20 protein-coding genes and 1 riboswitch are annotated in these 22,487 nt (G+C 64.3%); of the genes, 16 read left to right on the forward strand and 4 right to left on the reverse strand.

Features of this window, described 5'->3' with window-relative positions; all coding sequences use genetic code 11:
• From AB4Z43_RS23755 to AB4Z43_RS23815, 13 genes are all read left to right on the forward strand, one after another.
• Complete coding sequence (locus AB4Z43_RS23755) at window positions 1-2,244, forward strand: DUF5682 family protein (RefSeq protein ID WP_441939079.1); 2,244 nt, start codon at window positions 1-3, stop codon at window positions 2,242-2,244.
• Window positions 2,237-3,472, forward strand: coding sequence for a VWA domain-containing protein (locus AB4Z43_RS23760; protein ID WP_441939080.1), 1,236 nt, complete (start codon window positions 2,237-2,239; stop codon window positions 3,470-3,472). Before AB4Z43_RS23755 ends, AB4Z43_RS23760 begins: the two co-directional genes overlap by 8 nt.
• Window positions 3,473-3,711: 239 nt before the next feature.
• A complete protein-coding gene (locus AB4Z43_RS23765) occupies window positions 3,712-4,686 on the forward strand; it encodes a sugar-binding transcriptional regulator (protein WP_019856820.1) in 975 nt (324 codons plus the stop codon).
• A gap of 45 nt (window positions 4,687-4,731) precedes the next feature.
• Window positions 4,732-6,177: an ABC transporter substrate-binding protein gene (locus AB4Z43_RS23770; protein WP_019856821.1), complete on the forward strand. Its 1,446-nt coding sequence runs from the start codon at window positions 4,732-4,734 to the stop codon at window positions 6,175-6,177.
• 159 nt (window positions 6,178-6,336) lie between these two features.
• Window positions 6,337-7,260 (forward strand): carbohydrate ABC transporter permease, encoded by a 924-nt coding sequence (locus AB4Z43_RS23775; protein WP_027046585.1) that lies wholly within the window; start codon window positions 6,337-6,339, stop codon window positions 7,258-7,260.
• A 9-nt stretch (window positions 7,261-7,269) separates the two neighbouring features.
• Window positions 7,270-8,127, forward strand: coding sequence for a carbohydrate ABC transporter permease (locus AB4Z43_RS23780; protein ID WP_019856823.1), 858 nt, complete (start codon window positions 7,270-7,272; stop codon window positions 8,125-8,127).
• Between the two features lie 2 nt (window positions 8,128-8,129).
• A complete protein-coding gene (locus AB4Z43_RS23785) occupies window positions 8,130-9,248 on the forward strand; it encodes an ABC transporter ATP-binding protein (protein ID WP_064983245.1) in 1,119 nt (372 codons plus the stop codon).
• On the forward strand, window positions 9,245-10,369 hold the full coding sequence (locus tag AB4Z43_RS23790) for an ABC transporter ATP-binding protein (protein ID WP_441939081.1): 1,125 nt from the start codon (window positions 9,245-9,247) through the stop codon (window positions 10,367-10,369). The genes AB4Z43_RS23785 and AB4Z43_RS23790 overlap by 4 nt, the downstream gene beginning before the upstream one ends.
• Window positions 10,369-11,922 carry an FGGY-family carbohydrate kinase gene (locus AB4Z43_RS23795; protein ID WP_019856826.1) on the forward strand — a complete coding sequence of 518 codons (1,554 nt, stop codon included), beginning with the start codon at window positions 10,369-10,371 and terminating at the stop codon, window positions 11,920-11,922. Before AB4Z43_RS23790 ends, AB4Z43_RS23795 begins: the two co-directional genes overlap by 1 nt.
• A gap of 15 nt (window positions 11,923-11,937) precedes the next feature.
• Entirely contained in the window at window positions 11,938-12,978 is a 1,041-nt protein-coding gene (locus AB4Z43_RS23800; protein ID WP_019856827.1) for a 2-hydroxyacid dehydrogenase, read from the forward strand.
• A 45-nt stretch (window positions 12,979-13,023) separates the two neighbouring features.
• Window positions 13,024-14,541, forward strand: a complete 1,518-nt coding sequence (locus AB4Z43_RS23805) for a glycerol-3-phosphate dehydrogenase (protein WP_441939082.1) — start codon at window positions 13,024-13,026, stop codon at window positions 14,539-14,541.
• Complete coding sequence (locus tag AB4Z43_RS23810; RefSeq protein ID WP_032920996.1) at window positions 14,541-15,599, forward strand: class II aldolase/adducin family protein; 1,059 nt, start codon at window positions 14,541-14,543, stop codon at window positions 15,597-15,599. The genes AB4Z43_RS23805 and AB4Z43_RS23810 overlap by 1 nt, the downstream gene beginning before the upstream one ends.
• A 49-nt stretch (window positions 15,600-15,648) precedes the next feature.
• A complete protein-coding gene (locus AB4Z43_RS23815) occupies window positions 15,649-16,590 on the forward strand; it encodes a sugar phosphate isomerase/epimerase family protein (protein ID WP_019856830.1) in 942 nt (313 codons plus the stop codon).
• Window positions 16,591-16,652: 62 nt separating this feature from the next.
• Here the strand turns inward: AB4Z43_RS23815 and fba are convergent, their stop codons facing one another.
• On the reverse strand, window positions 16,653-17,717 hold the full coding sequence (fba, locus tag AB4Z43_RS23820) for a class II fructose-bisphosphate aldolase (protein ID WP_064983240.1): 1,065 nt from the start codon (window positions 17,715-17,717) through the stop codon (window positions 16,653-16,655).
• Between the two features lie 274 nt (window positions 17,718-17,991).
• On the opposite strand from fba, the gene AB4Z43_RS23825 reads away from it, so the two are divergent.
• From AB4Z43_RS23825 to derI, 3 genes are read left to right on the forward strand one after another with little or no spacing between them, the layout of a single operon-like run.
• Window positions 17,992-18,762 carry a DeoR/GlpR family DNA-binding transcription regulator gene (locus AB4Z43_RS23825; RefSeq protein ID WP_441939083.1) on the forward strand — a complete coding sequence of 257 codons (771 nt, stop codon included), beginning with the start codon at window positions 17,992-17,994 and terminating at the stop codon, window positions 18,760-18,762.
• A gap of 48 nt (window positions 18,763-18,810) precedes the next feature.
• Window positions 18,811-19,569, forward strand: coding sequence for a triose-phosphate isomerase (locus AB4Z43_RS23830; RefSeq protein WP_019856832.1), 759 nt, complete (start codon window positions 18,811-18,813; stop codon window positions 19,567-19,569).
• Between the two features lie 27 nt (window positions 19,570-19,596).
• Complete coding sequence (gene derI, locus AB4Z43_RS23835) at window positions 19,597-20,040, forward strand: D-erythrulose-4-phosphate isomerase (protein WP_019856833.1); 444 nt, start codon at window positions 19,597-19,599, stop codon at window positions 20,038-20,040.
• Here the strand turns inward: derI and dhaL are convergent.
• The 3 genes from dhaL to AB4Z43_RS23850 all read right to left on the reverse strand — a co-directional run bounded on the left by dhaL (window position 20,037) and on the right by AB4Z43_RS23850 (window position 22,244).
• Window positions 20,037-20,672, reverse strand: coding sequence for a dihydroxyacetone kinase subunit DhaL (gene dhaL / locus AB4Z43_RS23840; RefSeq protein WP_064983238.1), 636 nt, complete (start codon window positions 20,670-20,672; stop codon window positions 20,037-20,039). The genes derI and dhaL overlap by 4 nt on opposite strands.
• 15 nt (window positions 20,673-20,687) lie before the next feature.
• The gene (locus AB4Z43_RS23845; RefSeq protein WP_171880401.1) at window positions 20,688-21,701 is read right to left on the reverse strand and encodes a dihydroxyacetone kinase subunit DhaK; all 1,014 of its coding nucleotides are present in this window, start codon (window positions 21,699-21,701) and stop codon (window positions 20,688-20,690) included.
• 69 nt (window positions 21,702-21,770) lie between these two features.
• Window positions 21,771-22,244, reverse strand: coding sequence for a 6,7-dimethyl-8-ribityllumazine synthase (locus AB4Z43_RS23850; RefSeq protein ID WP_027046588.1), 474 nt, complete (start codon window positions 22,242-22,244; stop codon window positions 21,771-21,773).
• A 77-nt stretch (window positions 22,245-22,321) separates the two neighbouring features.
• Window positions 22,322-22,470, reverse strand: a riboswitch (FMN riboswitch).
• Window positions 22,471-22,487: the final 17 nt, after the last annotated feature.

Here is a 22,487-nt window from a genome sequence, read left to right on the forward strand (position 1 = left end):
ATGGCATCAGGCGACGTTTCCTATTTCGGCATACGCCATCACGGGCCCGGCTCCGCCGCCAGCCTGCTGCAGGCATTGCAGGAGTTGAAACCGGCCGCCGTGCTGATCGAGGGGCCGGCCGACGCATCGGCGCTGCTGCCATTGCTCGCCCGCCCCGAAATGCAACCGCCCGTGGCGCTGCTGTGCTATCCCGAGGACGATCCCGCCGCGACCAGCTTCTGGCCCTTCGCCGAGTTCTCGCCGGAGTATCAGGCGACGCTGTGGGCCGTCGCCAACAAGGCGGCAGCGCGCTTCATCGACCTGCCGTCCTCGGCGCGGGTCGCATCGGTCGAAGCTGCGGAAAAAACCGATGGAACGGAAGTCACCGTCCAGGTCGAGACGGCGCCGCATTTGCGCGATCCGATCGGCACGCTGGCGCAGGCCGCCGGTTATGAGGATGGCGAAAGCTGGTGGGCCGACATCATCGAGCAGAACCCTGAGCCCGGTCCGATCTTCGCGGCAATCGCCGATGCGATGACGACGCTACGCGAGGGCGAAGGTCCGCTTGCCGAATTCGAGGCGAAACGCGAAGCCCATATGCGGCTTGAAATCGCCGCCGCGCGCAAGGAATTCGACGGGCCGATCGCTGTCGTCTGCGGCGCTTTCCATGTGCCGGCACTGCAGGCGACGCGACCGCAGAAGGAGGACCAGGCCCTGCTCAAGGGGCTGGCCCGGCGCAAGAGCACGATGACCTGGGCGCCATGGACAGGCCCGCGCCTGGCGCTCGGTTTCGGTTACGGGGCCGGTGTCGTCGCGCCCGGTTGGTGCAAGCATCTGTGGCAGACGCGCGGCCGGCATGACGCGGCGACGCTGTGGCTCGCCATGATCGCGGCGGTGCTGCGGGCGAAGGGGCATATGGTCTCCACCGCCTCGCTGATCGAAGCCGAAAGGCTGGCACGCACGCTGGCTGCGATCCGCGAGCGGCCAAAGCCCGGCTTCGAGGAATTGCGTGACGCCGCGATCGCCGCTTTGTTCAACGGCGAAGCGGTGCTGTGGGCGCTGGTCGAAGCCGAGCTGCTTCTGGGCGCCGATGTCGGTGAAATTCCACCCGACACCCCGCTGGCGCCGCTGATCGAGGATCTGCAGCGCAACCAGAAGGCGGCGCGGCTGAAGCCGGAGGCGCTGGAGCGCGAATTGTCGGTCGACCTGCGCAGCGACAGCGGGCTGTTCCGGTCGACCTTGCTGCATCGCTTGAACGTGCTTGGCGTGCACTGGGGCAAACTCACCGACAGCGGCCGCAGCCGCGGCACGTTTCGCGAGCGCTGGACCATGTCATGGGAGCCGGAATATGCCGTTCGCCTGGTCGAGAACCTCGTCCATGGACCGACCATCGAAAAGGCCGCCAACGGCCGGTTAGTTCAGATGATCGGCGCCACGACATCGCTCGACGCGCTGGCGGCGCTGGTTCAGGGCGCCATTACGGCCAATTTATCGGAGGCTTCGACCGCCGGCCTGGCGGCACTGGAGGAACGCGCGGCGCGCAGCAGCGAATGCCTGGAAATCCTGGCGTCGATGCCGCCGCTCGCCGACATCATCCGCTATGGTGAAGCCCGCAAGACAGAAACAGCACGCTTGTCCGGCCTTTTGGAACGGCTGATCGTCGAAGGCGGCATCGCGCTCGCCTACGCCGCGCGCGACCTCGATGCCCAGGCTTCGACGGCCCTGGTCGGCGCCATGCGCAAGGCTGATGAGGCGATCAAGCTCGTCGAACCGGCACAGGACGTTCTGAACGCCTGGCGCAACGGACTGGCGACCGTGCTCGACGGATCTCGATCGACGGCGCTGGTCGCGGGGTGTGCCGCGCACCTGCTTTACGAAGCCGGCCATCTGTCCGCCGAAGCCGCGGCCGGCCTGATCGAGCGGCGCCTCTCTCCGGGCACGCCGGTCACCGAGGCCGCGGGCTTCTTCGAGGGTTTTTTCAGCACTGCTGGTCAGAGGTTGATCTATGATGAAAGCCTGCGCGGCGCGGTCGATGCCTGGCTCAAATCCCTCGACGAAGACGCCTTCATCGCGCATCTGCCGCTGCTGCGCCGGGTGTTTTCGCATCTGGATTCGATGGAGCGGCGGCGGCTGATCGAAGCGGTGCTCGGTCGTATCAGACGCCTGCCGGTAGGGCTGACGCCGACGCCAAACGGCGATGAGGCCTGGCGCCGGCATCTGGAACGACTTGGACCTTTGCTGATGAGCGGGAACGGCAATGGATGAGGAAGTCGACATGGGCGAAACGGAGCCCGCGGGCGACGGCCGGGAGCGCCGCTGGCGCCTGGCGATCGGTGCCGACGATGAGAAATCGTCGGCGTTGTCAGACAGCGACAAGCGACTGTCGGCGGCGCTCGATGCGCTCTACGGCGATGGCGCCGGCGATACGGTGGCCGATCCGCGCAAGCGGCGCGGCGGGCTCGGCCGCTCGGCGCCCCGGGTGGCGCAGTGGATGGGCGATATCAGGTCGTTCTTTCCCGCGCAGGTCGTGCAGATCGTCCAGAAGGATGCGTTCGAGCGGCTCAATCTGAAGCAGATGCTGATGGAGCCGGAATTCCTCAAGGCGATCGAGGCCGACGTCAATCTCGTCGCCGACCTGATTTCGCTGCGTTCGGTCATGCCGGCCAAGACCAAGGATATAGCGCGCACCATCATCGCCGATATCGTCGCCAAGCTGATGCGGCGGCTGGAACAGAAGACCGCCGAGGCGATCCGCGGCGCGCTCGACCGGTCGCAACGCACCAATCGTCCACGCCAGCGCGACATCGACTGGCCGCGCACCATCTCGGCAAACCTTCGCCATTACCAGGCCGAGCACAAGACAATCGTGCCGGAGAAGCTGGTCGGCTTCATGCGAAAGCAGCGTAGACTGGTCGACCTGGACGAGGTGGTGCTGTGCGTCGACCAGTCCGGCTCGATGGCAAGTTCGGTGATCTACGCCTCGATATTCGCCGCCGTGATGGCTTCCTTGCCTGTGGTGCGGACCAAGCTCGTCTGCTTCGATACGGCGATCGTCGACCTGACCGAGGAACTCAGCGATCCCGTCGAGGTCCTGTTCGGCGTGCAGCTTGGCGGCGGCACCGACATCAACCAGGCCGTCGCCTATTGCGCCGACCGTATCGAGCGGCCGACCAAGTCGCATATGGTGCTGATCACCGACCTTTATGAGGGCGGCAACGGCCAGGAATTGCTGCAGCGGCTGGCGTCACTCGTTCGCTCCGGCGTCAATGTCGTGGTGCTTCTGGCGCTAACCGATCAGGGCAGGCCGGGCTATGACCCGAAGATGGCAGGCTCGGTGGCGGCACTGGGCATCCCGGTCTTCGCCTGCACGCCTGATCTGTTTCCCGACATGATGGCGGCGGCCTTGCGACGGGAAGATGTCGGCGTATGGGCGGCAGGCGCCGACATCAAGCTGGTCCGCGCCGAGGACGAGAGTCCGGCGGCCAACGCGTAAGCACGCGCTCGACCTGGCGCAATCAAAAAACGGCAATCCAGAACCTGGCTTGAACAGCTGGCGGTGCTGACCTGCACGCCGGATAGGGCCGCTCGTATCGCCATTCATCGGCATCGCCAGACAGAAGGCCAAAGCTCGTTTCGATCGCCATGCCGCGATTTCGCAAAAGGGGTCGCTTGACTCCGACCGCTCGTTGTGAAAAATTTTGCATCAACTGATAAAAATATCATAGGGTGGAAATGGTAGGGTTCGGCAACGGCCTCCTGCGCGACGACGAAACCAGCATGGCGACGCGTGCCGCGTGGCTTCACTATGCCGGCGGCCTGACCCAGTCCGAGGTCGCCAAGCGGCTGGGGCTGACCAGCCTCAAGGCCCATCGCCTCATCACCAAGGCCAACCAGGAAGGGTTGGTGAAGGTCTATATCGACGGCGAAGTGTCGGAATGCGTCGAGCTCGAGGATGAACTGTCCCGCCGCTACGGCCTCGATTATTGCGAGGTGGTTCCGGACTTCGATTCCGAGGATCTGCCGCTCAAGGCGCTCGGCATTGCCGGCGCGCAGTTCCTCAAGCGCGAGATCGAGCGCGGCGAGGAAGCGCTGATCGGCGTCGGCCATGGCCGCACGCTTGCCGCTTGCGTCGAATATCTGCCGCGCACCTCGACCGACAAGATCCGCTTCGTCTCGCTGCTGGGCGGCCTGACGCGTAAATTCTCGGCCAATCCGCATGACGTCATTCACCGCCTGGCCGAACGCACCGGCGCCGAAGCCTATGTCATGCCGGTGCCGATGTTCGCCAACACGGCCGAGGACCGCACCGTCCTGCTCGGGCAGAAGGGCATCAGCGAGGTCTTCGATCTCGCGCGCTCCGCCGACCTGTTGTTCGCCGGCATTGGCACCGCTGAGCGCGAGGCGTCGCTGGTTGCCACCGGCATGATCGAAAAGGGCGAGATGGAGGAGATCCGCCGCAATGGCGGCGTCGGCGAATTGCTTGGCCATTTCTTCGACAAGGCCGGCAAGGCGGTGGCGACGACCGTTTCCAACCGGGCGCTGGCCTTGACGCGCGAGGACATTGCCAGCCGCCGGATCGTCGCCGTCGCCGGCGGCAAGATCAAGGTTCGCGCCATCAAGTCGGTGCTCGAAGGCCGCTATCTCAAGGGCCTGATAACAGACGAGCGGACGGCGCGATCGCTCGTGGAAGAGACGCCGGTCGGGTAGCCGGCAACGGTTCAGTTGAAACTACCCTGTGGAGGAGAAGACGAAATGCATGAGAAAGAGAAAGACCTGATTGATGCCTTCCTGCGCGGACAAGTCGACCGTCGCGGGCTGATCAAGGGCCTGGGTGCCATGGGCCTTGCCGCCGGCACCGCCGGCACGCTGCTCAATCTGGGGCAGACACGCGCGCTCGCCGCCGACTTCGACTGGCAGGCGCACAAGGGCAAGACCATCAAGCTCCTGCTCAACAAGCATCCCTATGCCGATGCGATGATCGCCGATCTCGAGAACTTCAAGAAGCTGACCGGCATGAACGTCGTCTATGACGTGTTCCCGGAAGACGTCTATTTCGACAAGGTCACGGCAGCCCTTTCGGCAAGCTCGCCCGAATATGATGCCTTCATGACCGGCGCCTACATGACCTGGACCTATGGCCCTGCCGGCTGGATCACCGACCTCAACGAATGGATCAAGGATCCGGCCAAGACCAACCCGAACTATGCCTGGGACGACTTCCTGCCCGGCGTCAAGAATTCCTGTGCCTGGAATGGCAAGCCCGGCGGCGCGCTGGGTTCGGATGATGCCAAGCAGTGGTGCATTCCGTGGGGCTTCGAACAGAACAACATCACCTACAACAAGGCGATGTTCGACAAGGCCGGCGTCACCATTCCCGGCAACATGGACGAGATGGTCGCCGCGGCGGCCAAGCTCACCAAGGATGTCGGTGGCGGCGTCTATGGCATCGGCGTGCGTGGCTCGCGTTCCTGGGCGACGATCCATCCCGGCTTCCTGTCGGCCTACGCCAATTTTGACCAGAAGGACCTCAACGTTTCGGCAGACGGCAAATTGTCGGCCGCGATGAACACCGCCCAGTCCAAGGCTTTCCACAAGCAGTGGGTTCAGATGATCCAGGAGAGCGGCCCCAAGGACTGGTCGACCTACACCTGGTATCAGGTCGGCACCGATCTCGGCGCCGGCGCCTCGGCGATGATCTTCGACGCCGATATCCTCGGTTACTTCATGAATGGCGGCGACAACAAGATGGCCGGCAAGCTCGCCTTCGCAAGCTTCAAGGCCAACCCGGCAGCCAAGGCGGCGACACCCAACATCTGGATCTGGTCGCTGGCAATGTCCAATTTCTCGAAGGACAAGGACGCCACCTGGTATTTCATGCAATGGGCCTCCGGGCCGGAGCATGGGCTGTTCGGCGCGACCAAGATGGACTTCGTCAATCCCGTCCGCCAGTCGGTCTGGAAGGACGAGATGTTCCGCGAGAAGCTGAACAAGAGCTATCCCGGCTATGTCGAGATGTTCGACGCCTCCGCGCCCGGCGCCTCGATCAAGTTCACCGCGCAGCCGCTGTTCTTCGATCTCACCACCGAATGGGCGGCGACGCTGCAGAAGATGGTGGCCAAGGAGGTGCCGGTCGACGAAGGCCTCGACAAGCTCGCCGAAAGCATCAATGGCCAGCTCAAGGAAGCCGGCCTCGGCTAAGTCGCAACGAGGGCCGGCCTGCCTGGCGGGCTGGCCCTCGTCACACCTTTTCAAGCTTGCGATGCGGTGCCGGAAGGTGACCGCTATTTCGCCCGACCGGTCGCCTTGCTCCCTTGGGCGGCCGGCAGGGCGAAGCGACAGCAACAACGGAGCAGCTCGATGACTGCGGTGGTATCGCAAAGGCCCAAGCCATCCGGCTTCAGGATCAGCAAGAAGGTGCTGCCCTATGTGCTCAGCCTGCCGGCCTTGCTCGTCTGCATCGGCATCCTGATCCCGTTCCTGACCTCGGTGGTCTATTCCTTCCAGCGCTACCGGCTCAGCCAGCCTTGGGCGCGGCAGTTCAACTGGGGCGACAACTACATCTCCTTCTTCACCGATCCGAAATTCTGGAACACGCTCAAGGTGTCGCTGCTCTATGCCGGCACCACCGTCGTGCTGGAACTGCTTCTCGGCCTCGCCATCGCCTTGCTGCTACAGAAGCGCTCGACGCTGAACAATTTCATCTCGATCATGCTGTTGATGCCGCTGATGACGGCGCCCGCACTTGCCGCGCTGATGTGGAAGCTGATGACCAATCCCGGCTTCGGCGTCTTGAGCTATCTCGCCAGCCTCATTGGCCTGCAGGATTTCCGCTGGGCGTCGTCGCCGTCGACGGCGCTGTTCACGGTGGTGCTCGTCGATATCTGGGTCTACACGCCCTTCATCATGATCCTGCTGCTCGCCGGCCTGCGCAGCCTGCCGACGCAGCCCTTCGAAGCGGCGGCGCTCGATGGCGTGCCGCGAAGCTTCGTCTTCTTCCGCATCACGCTGCCGATGCTGACGCCCTACATCCTGACGGCGACGCTGTTTCGGCTGCTCGATTCCATCCAGCAGTTCGATATCATCTATGCCATGACACAAGGGGGGCCGGGCGACACGCTGACCGTCTTCCAGGTCGAGGCCTATCTCAACTTCTTCCAGTCGACCAATGTCGGCCGTTCGGCGGCACTGATGATCATCCTGTGGGCGATCACCTACTTCCTCTCCAACATTTTCATCAAGAACTGGCTGCGGCTGCGCGAACGCGCCCGTGGCCAGGCATAGGAGGCCGGGATGGAACATACCTCGCTTCTCGAGCGCATCCTGCGTGGCATAGCCCTGACGCTGGTCGTGATCTTCTTCATGTTCCCGATCGTCTGGATTTTCATGATGTCGTTCCAGACCAACGAGACGATCCTGCGCATCCCGCCGCAGCTGATCTTCGAGCCGACGCTCGCCAATTACACCGCGCTGATCACCGGCAAGCTGATGACCGCCGCCGGCACGCTCGACATCGCCTTCATGCGCAACCTCGGGAATTCGGTGTTCCTGTCGGTGACCTCAGTGGCGGTCTCGTTGCTGCTCGGTGTGCCGGCGGCCTACGCCTTCGCGCGCCACAAATTCCGCGGCTCGGAGGACATCGCCTTCACGCTGCTGTCGTTCAAATTCGCGCCGGCGCTTCTGGTGCTGTTGCCGCTCACCCTCTATTTCCAGAAGCTCGGGCTCGCCAACACCTATATCGGCCTGATCTGGGTCTACCAGCTGATCTGCCTGCCGCTGATCCTCTGGATCGTGCGCGGCTATTTCGAGGATATTCCGGCCGACATCGAATATGCCTACCGCATCGGCGGCCATTCCTGGTTCGCCACCTTCCGCAAGATCGCGCTGCCGCTCGCCGGTCCCGGCATCGCCGCCGCCGGCCTGCTCGCCTTCATCTTCGCCTGGAACAATTTCGTCTTCGCCCTGGTGCTGGCCTCGGCCGACAAGCAGCCGGTGACGGTCGGCGCGCTTGCCTTCATCACCTCCTCGGGCATCCAGTACGGCCAGATCTCGGCGGCCATCGTGCTCTCGATCACGCCGACGCTGGCGCTCGCCCTCTATGCGCAGCGCTATCTCGTCGAAGGCCTCTCGCTTGGCGCGGTGAAAGGATAGACATGGCCAGCCTCGAACTCAAAAACATCGTCAAGCGCTACAAGAGCCAGACCGTCCTCGACAATCTGTCGCTGACGGTTGCCGACGGCGAAACCCTCGTGCTGTTCGGCCCGTCCGGCGCCGGCAAGACGGTACTGCTGCGCCTGGTCGCCGGCGTCATCGATCCGGATGAGGGCAAGATCTTCATCGGCGGCGACGACATGACCGATGTCGATGCGGAATTTCGTGGCGTCGGCATGGCGTTCCAGAATTTCGCGCTGTTTCCGCATATGAGCGCGTTCGACAACATAGCAACGCCTCTGGAGGCAAAGCGGTCCTCGCCTGGCGCCATCAAGGCCGGCGTCGAAAGTGTCGCCAAGCTGTTGAAGATCGCCCATGTGCTCTCCCACAAGCCGCGCGCGCTCTCCAACGGCCAGAAGCAGCGTACGGCGCTTGCCCGCGCTTTGGTCGGTTCGCCGCCGCTTCTGTTGCTCGACGACCCCTTGCGCAATGTCGACGCCAAGCTGCGTTTCGAGATGCGGCTCGAACTGCCGCGTTTGCTTGCCGATCGCGGCGCCACCGTCGTCTATGTCACCCAGGACTACAAGGAAGCCATGGCGCTCGGCGACCGCATCGCGGTGATGTCGCAAGGCGTCATCCGGCAGCTCGGCACGCCCGAGCAGATCTATCGCGAACCGGCCAATATCGAGATCGCGCGGCTGTTCGGCGACCCCACCATCAACTTGCTCGACGTCAAGCCTTCGCGCGATGCCAAGGGCATCTATGTCGGCCTGTCGAACGTCCAGGTCCATCTGTCCGGCGCTTACGACGCGGCGGTTGGCCGCGATTGCGTCATCGGTCTGCGGCCGGAAGCGCTGAGTTTCGTCGAGGAGGGCATTCCTGGCGCCATTCCGGTGACGGTCGAGGCCGAGACGCCGCTCAACGAAAAGATCGTCACCCTTGTGCGCACCGTGCGCGGCCGCGAAATCCTGGTCTCGCGCCCGGCCGGAACGCCGGGCCGCAGCGAAGGCAAGGCCCATATCGCCGTCGACGGCAAGAGCGCCTTGCTGTTCGATCACGCCAGCGGCGACCGCATCGGTTCCAAGAACGTCGTCGCCTTGCGCAATGGAGAAGCGGCATGAGCCAGAGCGCGCTCACCATATCAGGTGTTGACAAGTTCTACGGTCCGATCGACAGGGGCGTGCATGCGGTCAAGAACCTGACGATGGAAATCGGCAAGGGCGAGATCGTCGCCCTGCTTGGCTCGTCCGGCTGCGGCAAGACGTCGACGCTGCGCATGATCGCCGGTTTCGAGGAGGTGTCGCGGGGCGCCATCTCGGTTGGCGGCCGTCAGGTGCACACCTTACCGCCGGTCAAACGCAATGTGGCGATGGCCTTCGAAGGCTATTCGCTCTATCCCCCGCTGACCGTGCGCGAGAACATGGCTTTTGCGCTCAAGGCTGCCCGGCTGCCGAAAAGCGAGGTCGACGCCAAAGTCGCCAGCATCGCCAAACTGCTCGAGATCGAGGACATATTGGAGCGCTACCCAAGCTCGATCTCCGGCGGTCAGCAGCAGCGCGCCAGCCTCGGCCGGGCGCTGATCCGCGAGGCTGATCTGCATCTGCTCGACGAGCCGATGGGGCAGCTCGAGCCGCAGTTGCGCGCCGTGCTGCGCGGCCGAATCAAACACTTCATCAAGGAGCGCGGCCTGACCGCGATCCTGGTCACCCACGACCAGACCGAAGCCAATGCGCTTGCCGACCGCATCGCGGTGATGGAAGGCGGCGTGCTGCAGCAGTTCGACACGCCGGACCGGATCAAGGAACGTCCGGCAAACCTGTTCACCGGCACCTTCGTCGGCGAGCCGCCGATGAACGTCTTCGAGGCCTATGTCGCAACCGCCGCAGGCCGCATCAATCTCAAGCTTCCCGACGGCCTGTCGCTCGACTACGACAAGGTCGCCTTCAGCGCTCCGGTTCGCGATCAGTTGCTCAGCCGCGAGCGGGTGGTGATCGGCATCAGGCCTTACGCGGTCCGGCGCTCGAAGGAGGGTGTTCCCGCCCGGGTTTCGGCCAACCAGTGGCTCGGCGACCAGACCCACATAGCCGCCGATTTTGCCGGCGGCTCGCTGGTCCTGGTCGAGCATGACCGCACCCGCCTCGATCTGGGTGCGCCGATCAATGTCAGCATCGATCCGAAGAATCTTCATGTCTTCGATCAGGCGAGCGGCAAGGCGATTTCGCACGGCATGGAGCTTGCCTGATGCGTGACATACTGATCGGCATCGACGCCGGCACCTCCGTCATCAAGTCAATCGCCTTCGACACGTCTGGCCGGCAGATTGCCGCCGCCGCGCTGCCGAACCATTATGAAACGCTGCCGGGTGGCGGCGCCGAACAGGATCTGGCGCGCACATGGAGCGATGCCGCCACGACCTTGCGCCAGCTCGCCGACGAAGTGCCCAATCTCGCCAGCCGGACCGTGGCGATCGCCGTGACCGGCCAAGGCGACGGCACCTGGCTGATCGACGCCAAGGGCGAGCCGGTCGCCAAGGGCTGGCTCTGGCTCGACGCGCGCGCCGCGGCCATTGTCGAGGAAATCCGCGCGCGGCCCGAGGATCGGCTCCGCTTCGAGAAGACCGGCAGCGGGCTCGCCGCCTGCCAGCAGGGTTCGCAATTCGTCTTCATGAAGCGCACCATGCCCGAAATGCTCGGCAAGGCGGCAACCGCCTTCCACTGCAAGGACTGGCTCTATTTCAAGCTGACCGGTGAACGCGCCACCGATCCGTCCGAGGGCACCTTCACCTTCGGCGATTTCCACACCCGCGACTATAGCGACGATGTGCTCGACGTGCTTGGCGTCGCCGATCTCCGGCATCTGCTGCCGCCGATCGTCGATGGCACCAGGCACAGCACCGCCCTGTCGCAGGCAGCGGCCGACGCCACCGGGATGCTGGCCGGCACGCCGGTCGTGCTCGGCTATGTCGACGTCGTCTGCACCGCGCTCGGCGCCGGCCTGCTCGACCGCCTGCGCAAGCCCGGCTGCTCGATCATCGGGTCCACCGGCATGCATATGCGGCTGGCCGAAACCCCTGAGGACGTGCAACTGAACGAAGCGGCGACCGGTTATACGATGGCGATGCCGGCGCCCGGCGTGTTCGCGCAGATGCAGTCCAACATGGCGGCGACGCTCAACATCGACTGGGTGCTTGGGCTCGCCTCGGGCATTCTCGCCTCGCAAGGCATATCGCGCAGTAATGGCGAGATGATCGCGCTGGTCGATGCCTGGATCGCGGCCGCGCAGCCGGCCTCGCTGCTCTATCAGCCCTATGTGTCGGAAGCCGGTGAGCGGGGGCCGTTCGTCGATGCCAATGCCAGGGCCGGCTTTGTCGGCATTTCCTCACGGCACGGCTATGCCGACCTCGTTCGCGCCGTCTTCGAGGGCTTGGCCTTCGCGGCACGCGACTGCTACGCCGCCATGGGGCCATTGCCGCGCGAAGTCCGCCTGACCGGCGGTGCGGCCAGAAGCCCGGCGCTGCGCAAGATCCTGGGTGCGGCGGTGGGGGCCGATATTCGCACCAGCGCGCGCGAGGAGGCGGGCGCCGCGGGCGCGGCAATGATCGCCGCTGTCTGCGTCGGTCTCTACCCGTCCATGGACGAATGTGTCGGCGAATGGGTGACACCGCTGCTTGGCGAGGCCGAGCCGAGCGACCGCAGCCTCGCCGCGATCTACGACAAGATGACCCCGTCCTACATGTTGGCACACCAGGCGCTGCGGCCGGTCTGGCGCGCAATGGCGGCGTCGCAGGCAAATTGAATTGAGAAGTCGAGTATGCGTAAGAAAATAGCGATCATTGGCGACAACTTCATGCTTCCGCAGGTTTTCCGTACCGAGATCGAGAAAGTCTCGCGTGGCGACCTCGATATCAGGACATTGCAGACGGCCTGGCCCGATGAACCGATGGAATTCGGCAATCCGGCGCTCGGCCTCGACAAGGTCAAGGAGTATTTCGGCCATCCCGACGAGATCGTTGATTTCATCGGCGATGCCGAGATCCTCGTCACCCAGCTGGCGCCCCTGTCGGAGGCCATGATGCGGCGCTTGCCGGCGCTTAGACTGGTCGCGGTTTCGCGCGGCGGCCCGATCAACATCGACATGGTGGCGGCCAGGGCACATCGCATCACGGTGGTCAACGTGCCCGGCCGAAACGCGACGGCCGTCGCCGAGTTCACCCTCGGCGCTATCCTGGCCGAGACGCGGCTGATCCGGGTCGGCCACGAGGCCTTGCGCAAGGGCGAATGGCGCGGCGACCTCTACCGCGCCGACCGCACTGGCCGCGAGCTCAGCGAAATGACCGTCGGCGTCATCGGCTATGGCAACATCGGCACCAAGGTCGTTCGACTGCTGCGCGCCTTCGGCTGCCACGTCCTGGTTTGCGACCCCTATGTGCAGTTGAGTGCCGACGACCGCAATGCCGGTGTCGAACTCGTCGCTCTGGACAATCTCCTCGTCCGCTCCGACGTGGTCACGTTGCATCCCCGGGTGACCGAGGAGACGCGCGGCCTCATCGGCAAGGACACCATCGCGCTGATGAAACCGGGCGTGATTCTCATCAACACCGCGCGCGGGCCTCTGGTCGACTATGACGCGCTCTACGAGGCGCTGGTTTCAGGGCAGATCGCCAGCGCCATGCTGGAGACTTTCGCGGTCGAGCCGGTGCCGTCGGACTGGCCCTTGCTGCTGCTTCCCAACGTGACGCTGACGCCGCACATCGCCGGCGCTTCGGTGCGCACCGTCACTTATGCCGCCGAAAAGGCCGCCGAAGAGGTGCGCCGCTACCTCGCCGGCCTGCCTCCGGTCAATCCGTGCTGAGGCGGTGGCCATGACTTTTCAAATCGACATCGAGGCTACTGCGACATGAACGGCGGCCCTGAAATCGTCGACCTCTTCGTCATCGGCGGCGGCGTCAACGGCGCCGGCATCGCGCGCGACGCAGCGGGCCGCGGCCTTTCCGTCATCCTGTGCGAAAAGGACGATCTCGCCGAAGGCACCAGCTCGCGCTCCGGCAAGCTCGTCCATGGCGGCCTGCGCTACCTCGAATATTACGAGTTCCGCCTGGTGCGCGAGGCGCTGATCGAGCGTGAGGTGCTGTTGGAATCGGCGCCGCACATCATCTGGCCGATGCGCTTCGTGCTGCCGCACAGCCCTGACGACCGGCCGGCCTGGCTGGTGCGGCTCGGCCTGTTCCTCTACGACCATCTCGGCGGGCGCAAGCGGCTGCCGGCGACTAGAACGCTTAACCTGCGCACCGCGCCCGAGGGCGCGCCGATCAAGGATGCCTTCAGGCGCGGCTTCGAATATTCCGACTGCTGGGTCGACGATGCCCGGCTCGTCGTCATCAATGCGCTCGACGCCGCCGAGCGCGGCGCCAGGGTTTTCACCCGCACCGCCTGCACCGCCGTCCGCCGCGAGAACGGCCTGTGGGTTGTCGAGATGCAGGACGGCAGGACGGGCATCAGGACGGTGGTTCGGGCGCGTGCGCTGATCAATGCCGCCGGCCCCTGGGTCAACGACATCGTCAACCGCGTTGCCGGCCAGAACTCCAGGCGCAACGTACGCCTGGTCAAGGGCAGTCACATCGTCGTGCCGAAATTCTGGGAGGGGCGGCAGGCCTATCTCATCCAGAACAGCGACAAGCGCGTGATCTTCATCAACCCCTATCAGAACGATCTCGCTCTGATCGGCACCACAGATATCCCTTATGAGGGCCGCCCCGAGGACGTGACGGCGGATGAGAGCGAGATCGACTACCTGATCAAGGTGGTCAACCGCTATTTCAAGCGCGGCCTGGCACGCGGCGATGTCGTCTATTCGTTCTCCGGCGTCAGGCCGCTTTATGACGACAATGCCGACAACCCAAGTGCTGTGACCCGCGACTATATTTTCGAGCTCCACGCGCCGGATGCGCAGGCGCCGCTGCTCTCCGTCTTCGGCGGCAAGATCACCACCTTCCGCAAACTGGCCGAACATGCGCTGGACAGGATCGCGCCGTTCTTTCCCCATATGGGCAAGCCCTGGACCGCGAAAGCGCATCTGCCCGGCGGCGATATCGCCAATGCCGATTTCGAACAGTTTCTCGGCGACCTCGCAGGTGAATATCCCTGGATGCCGGCGTCTCTGCTGAAGCATTATGGCCGGCTCTACGGCACCAGGACACGGGCTTTGGTTGGCGCGGCGCGTTCGCTCGATGAGCTCGGGCGCTGCTTCGGCAAGGATTTCTTCGAGCGCGAGGCCGCCTATCTCTTCGACCGGGAATGGGCCGTGACGTCAGCCGATATTCTCGAGCGTCGCACCAAGCACGGCCTGCATCTGTCCGCCGAGGAAAGGGCGGCCTTCGAGCATTGGTGTGCGAACCGGCTGGCGAGGGCAGGCTGATGGTCCATCCCGTCGATACCGGCGCCAGTGAATTCCGCATGCTGCGCTCCTTGTCCGCCCGCATCGGTGCCGACCCGTTGCTGGTTCAGGGCGCTGGCGGCAACACCTCCATCAAGCAGTCCGGCGTGCTGTGGATAAAGGCCTCGGGCACCTGGCTGAAGAACGCGCGCGACGATGAGATCATGGTGCCGGTCGCGCTGGCGCCGTTGCTCGATGCCGTGGCGCATCGCAGCCCGGCGGCGGAGGCCGCGGGGCAGTTCACGCTGGCGGACCTCAACCCTCGCCAGTTGCGGCCCTCCATCGAGACGACGGTGCATGCGCTGCTGCCGCAGAAGATCGTGGTCCACGTCCATTGCGTCGAGACGATCTCGATCGCCGTGCAGGCCAATGCCGAAGCCTTGCTGGAAGGGCGCCTGCGCGGCCTCGACTGGGCCTTCGTACCCTATCGCCGGCCCGGCCTACCGCTGGCGCAGGCAATCGCCGAGCGGCTGAAGCCCGCGACCAACGTGCTCGTGCTTGGCAATCACGGCCTGGTGGTCGCCGCCGATACGGTCGCCGAAGCAGCCTTGCTGCTGCAACGGGTGACCGGGCTGCTCGCGCGGCCGCCGCGCCCGGCGCCGCCCCCCGATCTCGATGCGCTGCTGAGGCTCGCCTCCGGCAGCGACTACCGGCTGCCGGCCTCGACCGCCGCGCATGCCGTTGCGACCGACCTCGCCAGTTGCCGTATCGCCGCCTCCGGCAGCCTCTATCCGGATCATGTCATCTTCCTCGGTATCGGCTCGGTGATCGCCGGCCCTGGCGAGAACGCGGCGGCGGTCGTCGCCCGCAATGCAGCCGCGCCGACATCCATCCTCTTTCCCGGCAAGGGCGTGCTGATGCGCCGGGATGCCAATGCCGGCGCCGAAGCGATGGCGCGCTGCCTGGCCGACGTCGTCGCGCGCGTCGATGGCGTTGCGCGCGTAAATTATCTCAGCCCGAAGGAGAATGCCGACCTGCTGAACTGGGACGCCGAGAAATACCGCCAGCAACTCAACCGCGAAGGGACGACGCTGCAATGACGGCATTCCGCTCCAGTGTCTTGCTTTGTGTCGGGGAGGGATAGCGACCTTGGCCTTCACGCTCTCCCTCAACACCAATCCGCTGGTCAATCGCTTCGCCGATCCTGACGACCTGATCGACACCATCGCCTATGACATCGGCATAAGGGACGTGCAGCTCACGCATGAGTTCGTCAATCCCGGCTGGCCGGCGGCGACGATCGTCAAATTCGTCCGCCTGTTTCGCGGCGCGCTCGCCCGCACCGGCGTGCGTGTCACGTCCGGCATGACCGGTCCTTACGGCCGGCTCAATCATTTCGGCCATCCCGATGCCGATGTGCGCCGCTACTATGTCGACTGGTTCAAGACCTTTGCCGACATCTCGGCCGAGCTTGGCGCCAGTGGCATGGGCACGCAATTCGCCATCTTCACCCATCGCGACTTTGACGACCCCGAGCGCCGCGCGCGGTTGTTCGACATCGCGCTGGATTGCTGGCGCGAGGTCGCAGAGCATGCCCGTGCGGCCGGCCTGACCTATCTGTTCTGGGAACCGATGTCGGTTGGCCGCGAATTCGGCCACACCATCGAGAATTGCAGGATGCTGCAAGGTGCTATCGACGTCGCCGGCATGGCCATTCCGCTGGAGATGATGGTCGACATCGACCATGGCGACGTCACCTCAAGCAATCCGGCCGACATCGATCCCTATGCCTGGGCCGAAGCCTTTCCCAGGAAATCGCCGATCATCCACATCAAGCAGTCGTCGATGAACAAGGGCGGCCATTGGCCGTTCACATCAGCCTACAACAGGGATGGCCGCATCACGCCTGAAAGGCTGCTGGACACGGTGCGGCGCGGCGGCGGCACCGACAACGAGATCTGCCTCGAACTGTCATTCCGCGAGCGCGAGCCGGTCGACCATCAGGTGGTCGCCATGATCCGCGAGTCCGTCGACTACTGGGCGCCGTTCATCGAGACAGGCAGGTCCGATCTTCTGCCAAAGGCCGAATAGAAACGGGCAGGGGCCGATGCGGCTCCTGCCCGATGAACTCAGCAGATTGAAGTAGCCAGAATTCAACCGAATTTCGGATCGAGGCTGCCAGACTTGTAGCGCTTGGCCATTTCCGAGACCGGCAGCGGCTTGATCTTGGGTGCGTTGCCGGCGGTGCCGAACTGCTCGAAGCGCTCCTTGCAAAGCTTGCGCATCGCCGCCATTGCCGGCGTCAGATATTTGCGCGGATCGAACTCGCTCGGGTTTTCCGTCAGCACCTTGCGGATCGCACCGGTCAGCGCCATGCGGTTGTCGGTATCGATGTTGATCTTGCGCACGCCGTGCTTGATGCCGCGCTGGATCTCTTCCACCGGCACGCCCCAGGTCGGCTTCATCTGGCCGCCATATTTGTTGATGATCTCCTGCAATTCCTCCGGCACCGAGGACGAACCGTGCATGACCAGATGCATGTTCGGCAGGCGGCGATGGATCTCCTCGATGACGTTCATCGCCAGCACCGCGCCGTCCGGCTTGCGCGAGAATTTGTAGGCGCCGTGGCTGGTGCCCATCGCCACCGCCAGCGCATCGACATGGGTGTCGCGCACGAACTGTTCGGCCTGCACCGGGTCGGTGAGCAACTGGTCGTGGCTGATCGCGCCTTCGACGCCGTGGCCGTCCTCCTGCTCGCCGCCGCCGCTCTCCAGCGATCCCAGCACGCCGATCTCGCCTTCGACAGACACGCCACCCCAATGCGCCATGTCGACGACGCGCTTGGTGATGCCGGAATTGTAGGCGTAGTCGGCCGGCGACTTGCCGTCTTCCTTGAGCGAGCCGTCCATCATCACCGAGGTGAAGCCGTACTGGATCGCGGTGACGCAGGTGGCTTCGTTGTTGCCGTGGTCGAGATGCATGCAGACCGGGATGTCGGGATGGATCTCGACCAGCGCGTCGATCAGCTTGGCCAGCACCACGTCATTGGCATAGGCACGCGCACCGCGGCTTGCCTGCAGGATGACAGGCGATTTGGTCTCTTCCGCCGCCTCCATGATGGCGAGGCCCTGTTCCATGTTGTTCATGTTGAAGGCCGGCACGCCATAGCCGTGTTCGGCGGCGTGATCGAGCAATTGTCTCAATGTGATGCGAGCCAACGAATAGTCTCCCGTATCTGGTTTCAAACCTGGTGGTTGCGGACTGTCCGCGCATCGTCCAGCCCACCGATGCTTCTGGCCGGATTTCCGCGCAACCGCAACCGTCACAGCCCGTCGCGGCAGCAATTCTTGTTACAGAGCCGCGATCAGAGCAAACGGAATATCCCACGAATTTATCCCATTATCACAAAATATTTGATACTTTTGCGGCGGAAGCTGTTATATCTTGCGCTCGATCAAGGAGCCGCGCTTCGGGCGTGGGCGGTCAGCGGCAATGAAAAGCGACATCAGGCGGCAAGGCATTATGGAGTTTCTGATGGACGCCGGTCAGGCCGGCGTCGACGATCTCGCTTTGCGCTTTGGCGTCTCGAAGATGACCGTGCATCGCGACCTCGACGAGCTCGAGGAAAGCGGTTTCCTGCGCAAGGTGCGCGGCGGTGCTTCGATCCAGCCGAGCAGCCTGTTCGAAAGCGACTTCCGCTACCGGCAGAAGCAGGCGACCGAGGAAAAGCAGCGTCTGGCCGCGGCTGCCGTGGCCATGATCGAACCTGGCCAGACGGTGATCATCGATGACGGCTCGACGGCGGGCGGCATTGCGCGCCATCTCGCCGACCTGCGGCCGCTGACGGTGATCTCCAACAATCTGGCCGTCATCCAGGAACTGGCCGGCGCCGGAGGGATCCACCTGATCGCGCTCGGCGGCCAATACAGCAAGAAGTTCCACGGCTTCTTCGGCCTGCTGGCCGAGGCCTCGCTCAAATCGCTGCGCGCCGACGTCGCCTTCCTGTCGTCTTCGGCCATCCATGGCGCTTCCGCCTTCCACCAGGATCAGGAGGTGGTGCAGGCCAAGCGGCTGATGATGGTGGCGGCGACCCGCAAATATCTGCTGGTCGACCACGGCAAGTTCGGCCGCACAGCGCTGCATTTCCTGACGGATCTCAGCGCATTCGACGCGGTCTTCACCGGCCGGGCGCCCGAGCCGGGCGTGCGCGCGGTGCTGGATGCCGCCGGCGTTTCGCTGACGGTGATCGACAAGGGATCATGATGCCGGAAATCGGCGGATCGTGATCAGCAAAGTTAAGGAGCAGTACGCGTGGTTTACTGGGTCGGTACAAGCTGGAAGATGAACAAGACGCTCGCCGAGGCGCTGGATTTCGCGCAGCGCCTGGCCGGTTTCATTCCCGGTTTCGATGACCGCATCCAGCCTTTCGTCATCCCGCCCTTCACGGCGGTGCGCGAGGTCAAGCAGGCGCTGTCGTCGACGCACATCAAGGTCGGTGCCCAGAATATGCATTGGGCCGACGCCGGGGCCTGGACCGGCGAGATCTCGCCGCTGATGTTGAGGGATTGCGGGCTCGATCTGGTCGAACTCGGCCACAGCGAACGGCGCGAGCATTTCGGCGAGACCGACCGCACGGTTGGCCTGAAAACGGCGGCCGCCGTGAAGCACGGACTGATACCGTTGATCTGTGTCGGCGAGACGCTGGCCGAGCGCGAAAGCGGGCAGGCCGATGCCGTGCTGAGCGCCCAGGTCGAGGGCGCGCTGCAATTCCTTGAAGGCGAGGCGAAGGGCGGGAAAATCCTCTTCGCCTACGAGCCGGTCTGGGCGATCGGCGACAAGGGCATTCCGGCCAGCGCCGACTATGCCGACAAGCAGCAGGCATTGATCAAGACAGTGGCCGGCGCCCTGCTGCCGTCGGTGCCGCCGGTGCTTTATGGCGGCAGCGTCAACCCCGGCAATGCCGCCGAGCTGGTCGGCCAGCCCAATATAGACGGCCTCTTCATCGGCCGTTCCGCCTGGCAGGCGGACGGCTACATCGACATTCTCGGCCGCGCCTCGGCGGCGATCTGAAACCATCCGGACACGAAAGGGAAAAACATGAAAATAGCCATTGGAGCCGACAGCGCCGGCAAGCCGCTGCTCGATGTCATCGCCGCGCACCTTGCCACCAAATCCGGCCTGACTGTCAGCGATCTCAGCCAGGCCGGCTATTATGCCGACCTGTCGCAAAAACTCGCCCAGACCATCATCGACGGCGAGAACGATCGCGGCATCCTGTTCTGCGGCACCGGCATCGGTGTCTCGATCTCGGCCAACAAGGTGCCGGGCATCCGCGCCGCGCTCACCCACGACACCTATTCGGCCGAGCGCGCGGCGAAATCCAACAACGCGCAGATCATCACCATGGGCGCCCGCGTCATCGGCCCGGAACTGGCCAAGGCGATCGTCGATACGTGGCTGGCCTCCGAGTTCGACGAACAAGGGCCCTCGGCCGGCAACGTCCAGGCGATCAACAGGCTCGACGCGGCGGCGAAACGTTAGCTCAGGCTCTTGCGTATCGCGCCGATCACGGTGACGGCCGATGCCCCGCCGGGGTCGATATGCCCGAGCGATCGCTCGCCGAGCCGCGAGGAGCGGCCCTTGGCGGCGATCATGTCCTTGGTTGCTTCCGCCCCACGCTCGGCGGCTGCCAGGGCCGCCTCGAGACACTGAGCCAAGGTCTTGCCGGCTGCACTGGCCGCGGCGGCCGCTTCGGCCGCCGGTTGCCAGGCATCGACCATCGTCTTTTCGCCCGGTTCGGCCTTGCCGCGATCCTTGATGCCCTGTGCCATGGCCTGGAACAGGGCGATGAAGTCCGCGTCCGCCAGCGTCGCCTTGCCCTTGACGGCGGCGCCGCCGCGCATGAAGGCCGTCGCATACAGCGGGCCCGAGGAAGCGCCGACGGCATTGAGGAATGATTTCGCCGCCGTGTTGAGCAGCGCCGTCGGCTCGGTCGCCGCAAGGTCGAGCGAGGCCAGCGCATCGCGCACAGCGTTGAAGCCGAGCGCCATGGCGATGCCGTGATCGGCGTCGCCAATGACGCCGTCGAGCTGGCAGAGCCGGTCCTTGTCGGCCTCGATCGCCACCGCGATCGTATCGAACATTCTTTTCAGGTCAGCGGTGTCGATGGTCACGGTTTTGCTCTTTCGTCAGCCGGCACGGAACATGGCGCAGTCGCAGGGGTGATCGAGCATGGTCTGCAATTCCTCGTCGAGATGAAAAAGCGTTACCGAGGCGCCGGCCATTTCCAGTGACGTGCAGTAATTGCCGACCCAGGTCGCGTGGGTGGAAACACCGATATCGTCGAGCCGCTGCTTGACCCGCCGGTTCATGATGTAGAGCTCCATCAGTGGCGTCGAGCCGAGCGAATTGACCAGCACAGCAACCTTGTCGCCGCGCTTGGGCGCCATCTCGGCGAAAATCTTGTCCAGCATCTCGTCGGTGATCGCGTCGGCGGTCCCGAGCTTGCCGCGGGCGATGCCGGGTTCGCCATGGATGCCCATGCCGATCTCCATTTCGTCCGCGCCGATCTCGAAATTCGGCCGCCTTGTCTGCGGCAGCGAGCAGGCCGACAGCGCCACGCCCATGGTGAAGGTGTGGTCGTTGGCCTTGCGGGCGATGCGCTCCACCTCGTCCAGGGAGAGCATCCGGTCGCAGGCCGCACCGGCCGCCTTGAAGATGAAGAAATTGCCAGCGACGCCACGGCGCTTCTGCCGCTGGTCGCGCGGCGCCGAGGCGACGTCGTCGGTGGTCAGGACGGTGCGCGCCTCGATGTCATCCATCGCTGCCATCTCGGCCGCCATGTCGAAATTCATCACGTCGCCGGCATAGTTGCCGTACATGAACAAGACGCCGGCGCCGCCGCTGACTGCCTTGGCGCATTCGAGGATCGGATCGGGCGGCGGCGAGGCAAAGACGTTGCCGATGGCCGCCGCATCCGCCAATCCCTTGCCGACAAAGCCGAGAAAGGTCGGCTCATGGCCCGAGCCGCCGCCGATCACCAGCCCGACCTTGCCGGGCCGCGGCCCGTCGCGGGCGATGATCGAGCGCGGACTGCCGTCAGCGCTCCTGAGGTGGCGAGGATGCGCGGCGAGGATCCCTTCAAGCATTTCGTCGACGGCGCGATTGCCGTCATTGATGATCTTCTTGGTCTGCACCGGCATCCTCCCCGAACTCGGTATTTCGCAAATACTACCGGGTGTTATCGCGATTTCCACCCGGCCGGGAAGATTTCATGCCGCGATCTTTTCCCGCGCGGCGAGAATTTCCACGCAGGCCCTGGCCGCTTCCTTGCCCTTGACGGTGAAGTGCTCGAAGAAGAAGCGATGGTGCTCGGCGCTGTCGTGATAATTGTGCGGCGTCAGCACCGCCGAAAGCACCGGAACGCCGGTTGATAGCTGCGCGTTCATCATGCCGTCGATGACGGCGCTGGCGACGAATTCATGCCGGTAGATGCCGCCATTGACGACGAAGGCCGTGCCGAGGATCGCGGCATAGCGGCCGGTCTGCGCCAGGGTCTTGGCATGCAGCGGGATTTCGTAGGCGCCAGGCACGTCGAAGACATCGACGGCGAAGCGATCGCCTCCGATGTCGGCCAGTTCCGCCACGAAGGCGTTGACGCACTGATCGACGATGTCGGCGTGCCAGCGCGCGCGGATGACGGCGATGCGAACAGTTTCATAGTCTTTGTGGGAATGCTGATTCATGGGTCCATCCTTCCGTTTCGAACCAGAATCAGGACGCACGATACGGAATTCGTCCCGCCGGAGCGGTCCGTTTTCCGTTTCGTTCTCTTTCATCCGGACTGTAACCGTCGGCTCCGGAATCACACCGGATCTGCTGACCTTTCCGATTTCTTTTCGGAAAGCGCTCGCGGGCTTGGCCGAAACCATTACCGCCGGTGGGGATTTTCACCCCGCCCTGAGAACATTAACGGGCTTGTATGGAAG

Source organism: Mesorhizobium sp. 2RAF45 (assembly GCF_052115225.1).
In the GTDB taxonomy this organism is placed as follows: domain Bacteria; phylum Pseudomonadota; class Alphaproteobacteria; order Rhizobiales; family Rhizobiaceae; genus Mesorhizobium; species Mesorhizobium jarvisii.

Excerpts from the sequence above, each read along its gene's own strand:
- AB4Z43_RS23755 (WP_441939079.1), top strand. The coding sequence starts at position 1 with ATGGCATCAGGCGACGTTTCCTATTTCGGCATACGCCATCACGGGCCC.
- AB4Z43_RS23760 (WP_441939080.1), top strand. The coding sequence starts at position 2,237 with ATGGATGAGGAAGTCGACATGGGCGAAACGGAGCCCGCGGGCGACGGC.
- AB4Z43_RS23765 (WP_019856820.1), top strand. The coding sequence starts at position 3,712 with ATGGTAGGGTTCGGCAACGGCCTCCTGCGCGACGACGAAACCAGCATG.
- AB4Z43_RS23770 (WP_019856821.1), top strand. The coding sequence starts at position 4,732 with ATGCATGAGAAAGAGAAAGACCTGATTGATGCCTTCCTGCGCGGACAA.
- AB4Z43_RS23775 (WP_027046585.1), top strand. The coding sequence starts at position 6,337 with ATGACTGCGGTGGTATCGCAAAGGCCCAAGCCATCCGGCTTCAGGATC.
- AB4Z43_RS23780 (WP_019856823.1), top strand. The coding sequence starts at position 7,270 with ATGGAACATACCTCGCTTCTCGAGCGCATCCTGCGTGGCATAGCCCTG.
- AB4Z43_RS23785 (WP_064983245.1), top strand. The coding sequence starts at position 8,130 with ATGGCCAGCCTCGAACTCAAAAACATCGTCAAGCGCTACAAGAGCCAG.
- AB4Z43_RS23790 (WP_441939081.1), top strand. The coding sequence starts at position 9,245 with ATGAGCCAGAGCGCGCTCACCATATCAGGTGTTGACAAGTTCTACGGT.
- AB4Z43_RS23795 (WP_019856826.1), top strand. The coding sequence starts at position 10,369 with ATGCGTGACATACTGATCGGCATCGACGCCGGCACCTCCGTCATCAAG.
- AB4Z43_RS23800 (WP_019856827.1), top strand. The coding sequence starts at position 11,938 with ATGCGTAAGAAAATAGCGATCATTGGCGACAACTTCATGCTTCCGCAG.
- AB4Z43_RS23805 (WP_441939082.1), top strand. The coding sequence starts at position 13,024 with ATGAACGGCGGCCCTGAAATCGTCGACCTCTTCGTCATCGGCGGCGGC.
- AB4Z43_RS23810 (WP_032920996.1), top strand. The coding sequence starts at position 14,541 with ATGGTCCATCCCGTCGATACCGGCGCCAGTGAATTCCGCATGCTGCGC.
- AB4Z43_RS23825 (WP_441939083.1), top strand. The coding sequence starts at position 17,992 with ATGAAAAGCGACATCAGGCGGCAAGGCATTATGGAGTTTCTGATGGAC.
- derI (WP_019856833.1), top strand. The coding sequence starts at position 19,597 with ATGAAAATAGCCATTGGAGCCGACAGCGCCGGCAAGCCGCTGCTCGAT.
- AB4Z43_RS23845 (WP_171880401.1), bottom strand. The coding sequence starts at position 21,701 with ATGCCGGTGCAGACCAAGAAGATCATCAATGACGGCAATCGCGCCGTC.
- AB4Z43_RS23850 (WP_027046588.1), bottom strand. The coding sequence starts at position 22,244 with ATGAATCAGCATTCCCACAAAGACTATGAAACTGTTCGCATCGCCGTC.